2 protein-coding genes are annotated in these 3,044 nt (G+C 71.6%); both read left to right on the top strand.

Annotation, left to right across the window (positions count from 1 at the left end; translation table 11 throughout):
* Positions 1 to 246: 246 nt before the first annotated feature.
* Positions 247 to 1,767, top strand: coding sequence for a DEAD/DEAH box helicase (locus tag OOT08_RS02910; protein WP_325091043.1), 1,521 nt, complete (start codon positions 247 to 249; stop codon positions 1,765 to 1,767).
* 172 nt (positions 1,768 to 1,939) lie between these two features.
* Positions 1,940 to 2,926: a diaminopimelate dehydrogenase gene (locus OOT08_RS02915; RefSeq protein WP_325091044.1), complete on the top strand. Its 987-nt coding sequence runs from the start codon at positions 1,940 to 1,942 to the stop codon at positions 2,924 to 2,926.
* The last annotated feature ends 118 nt before the right edge of the window (positions 2,927 to 3,044 follow it).

Here is a 3,044-nt window from a genome sequence, read left to right on the forward strand (position 1 = left end):
AGACTCACAGCCCGATTCGGCGGAAAACCCGCTAGTGTGGGGAATACGGGTTCCGCTCTGCCGGTCCCGTCGTCGGTGAACGCGTAGACCGCCCTCGGTCGCTCAGGAAGTCTGAGCACCAGGAGGACGATCGGTCGGCTCCCGTTTTCGCGGCGAACGATTGAGCTTCAGCTCTCTCGCCCATCCGGATGGCCAGCGCTCCTCGCGCACACGTGTGCCAGCCACAAACGAAAGACACTCACTCCAGTGACCACCCCCACCTTTGCCGATCTCGGCGTGCCCGCCCCCATTGCCGCGGCCCTCGCCGCCGACGGCAAGTCGGCTCCCTTCCCCATCCAGGAGGACACCCTCCCCGACACGCTCGCCGGGCGCGACGTGCTCGGCCGCGGCCGCACCGGCTCCGGGAAGACCATCGCCTTCACGATCCCCCTCGTCGCCCGGCTCGCCGACGACGTCGAGCGCAAGCGCCGTCCGTCCCGCCCGCGCGGCCTGATCCTGGCCCCGACCCGCGAGCTCGTCACCCAGATCGCCGAGGTCGTTAAGACCCTCGGCGAGCCGATGGGCGTGCGCACCACCACGATCTTCGGCGGCGTCTCCCAGAACCGCCAGGTCGAGGCGCTCAAGCGCGGCGTCGATGTCGTGGTGGCCGCCCCCGGCCGCCTGGAGGACCTCATCGGCCAGGGCCTCGTCTCCCTCGAGGGCGTCGAGGTCACCGTGCTGGACGAGGCCGACCACATGGCCGACCTCGGCTTCCTGCCCGTCGTGACCAAGCTGCTCAACCGCACGCCGCAGAACGGCCAGCGCCTGCTCTTCAGCGCGACCCTGGACAACGGCGTCGACAAGCTCGTCAAGCGCTTCCTGCACGAGCCGATCATGCACTCCGTGGACGAGGCCAACTCCCCCGTCGTGCAGATGACGCACCACGTTTTTGCCGCCGCCGGCAAGGATCAGAAGACCGCGCTCGTCGAGAAGCTCGCCTCGGGCACCGGCCGCCGCATCCTCTTTACCCGGACCAAGCACCAGGCGAAGAAGCTCGCCAAGCAGCTCACCTCCCGCGGCATCCCCGCGGTTGACCTGCACGGCAACCTCTCGCAGAACGCCCGCGACCGGAACCTCAAGGCGTTCTCCGACGGCACCTCCCGCGTGCTCGTCGCGACCGATGTGGCCGCGCGCGGGGTGCACGTGGACGGCATCGAGCTCGTCGTGCACGTCGACCCGCCCGTCGAGCACAAGTCGTACCTGCACCGCTCGGGCCGCACCGCCCGCGCGGGCGCTGAGGGCGACGTCGTGACGATCTCGCTGCCCGAGCAGCGCTCCGAGCTGAACCAGCTGCTCAAGAAGGCGAAGATCAGCGTCCAGCCGCAGCAGGTCACCGCCGAATCGCCCGCCGTGCTCGACCTCGTCGGCGAGATCGCGCCCAAGGTGGATCCCGCCATCGTCGAGCGCCAGCGCGAGGAGGCCCTCGCCGCGAGCGGCCAGCGTCCCGCCGGGCAGGGCCAGTCCCAGGGTGCGAACGCGAAGCGGAAGCGCTCGCGCAGCCGCGGCGCCGGTCAGGGCGGCGAGGGCGCGCAGCGCTCCGGCGGCCAGGGCCAGCGCTCCGGCGAGGGCCGCGGCCAGCGCCAGGGCCAGGGCGGCCAGCGTTCCGGCCAGGGCCAGCGCTCGGGCGGCCAGCAGGCCGCGCCCCGCACCGCGGGCGTCGGGGCACCGGCCATCGTGAGCGGTCGTGGCCGCCAGCCGCGCCGCGCCTCGGCGCCGCAGGGCCGCTAAGCAGCCCAGCGCCCCCGCGCTTCGGACACCCGGGCCCCGCACTTCGGTGCGGGGCCCGGGTGCGTTTGGAGGGGCACCCCGCGCGTGCACTACCGTTGGAGAACGGCCCGTGTGGCCGGATCCCCCGATTTCTTTTCTCGCGCGCGAGCGCCAGACGCAGAGGACCTGTTTTATGACCGCACCCATTCGCATCGGCATCGTCGGCTACGGCAACCTGGGCCGCGGGGTGGAAGCATCGATCGCGCTCAACCCGGACCTCGCCCTGGTCGGGGTCTTCAGCCGTCGTGATCCCGCCGCGGTGCGGACCGTTCGGCCCGAGACCCGAGTCTTCGAGATGGCCGCGCTGACCGGCATGCGTGCCGAGATTGACGTGCTGATCCTCTGCGGCGGCTCGAAGTCGGATCTGCCCGAGCAGACTCCCGAGCTTGCCGCGTCCTTCACGCTCGTGGACAGCTTCGACACGCACGCAAAAATCCCCGAGCACTTCGACAGGGTGGACGCCGCGGCGACCGCCGCGGGCACGACCGCCGTGATCTCCTCCGGGTGGGACCCGGGCCTCTTTTCCCTGAACCGGCTCTTCGGCGAGGCCATCCTCCCCGAGGGCGAGACCTACACGTTCTGGGGCCGCGGCCTCAGCCAGGGGCACTCCGATGCCCTGCGCCGGGTGCCGGGGGTCGCCGGGGCCGTGCAGTACACGATCCCCGCCGAGGCGGCCATCGAGCAGATCCGAGCGGGCGGCCGCCCCGAGCTCAGCACGCGCGAGAAGCACGTGCGCGAGTGCTTCGTCGTGCTCGCCGACGGGGCGGACGCGGACGCCGTGCGCACCGAGATCGTGACGATGCCCGACTACTTCGAGCCCTACGACACGACCGTCACGTTCGTCTCCGCCGAGGAGCTGGCCCGCGACCACGCCACGATGCCGCACGGTGGCTTTGTGCTTCGCAGCGGCAATTCCTCTCCGGAGCAGCGCCAGGTCATCGAGTACCGGCTCCAGCTCGGCTCAAACCCCGAGTTCACGTCGAGCGTGCTCGTCGCCTACGCCCGCGCCGCCGCCCGCCTGAGCGCGATGGGCCAGACCGGCGCGAAGACCGTCTTCGACATCGCGCCGGGCCTGCTCTCCCCGCGCTCGAATGCCGACCTGCGCCGCGACCTCCTCTAAGCCCGCGGGCAGCTGCGGCGCCTGCCGTGGCGGCGCCGGAAAACGCGCGGAACGGGTCCCCGCTCGGCGTGAGGCTTAGCTGAGGACGGCGAGGAGGGCGAGCGCGATCAGGGTGTGC

The sequence above is a fragment of the Leucobacter sp. M11 genome (assembly GCF_035726885.1).
Lineage (GTDB): Bacteria > Actinomycetota > Actinomycetes > Actinomycetales > Microbacteriaceae > JAPFRB01.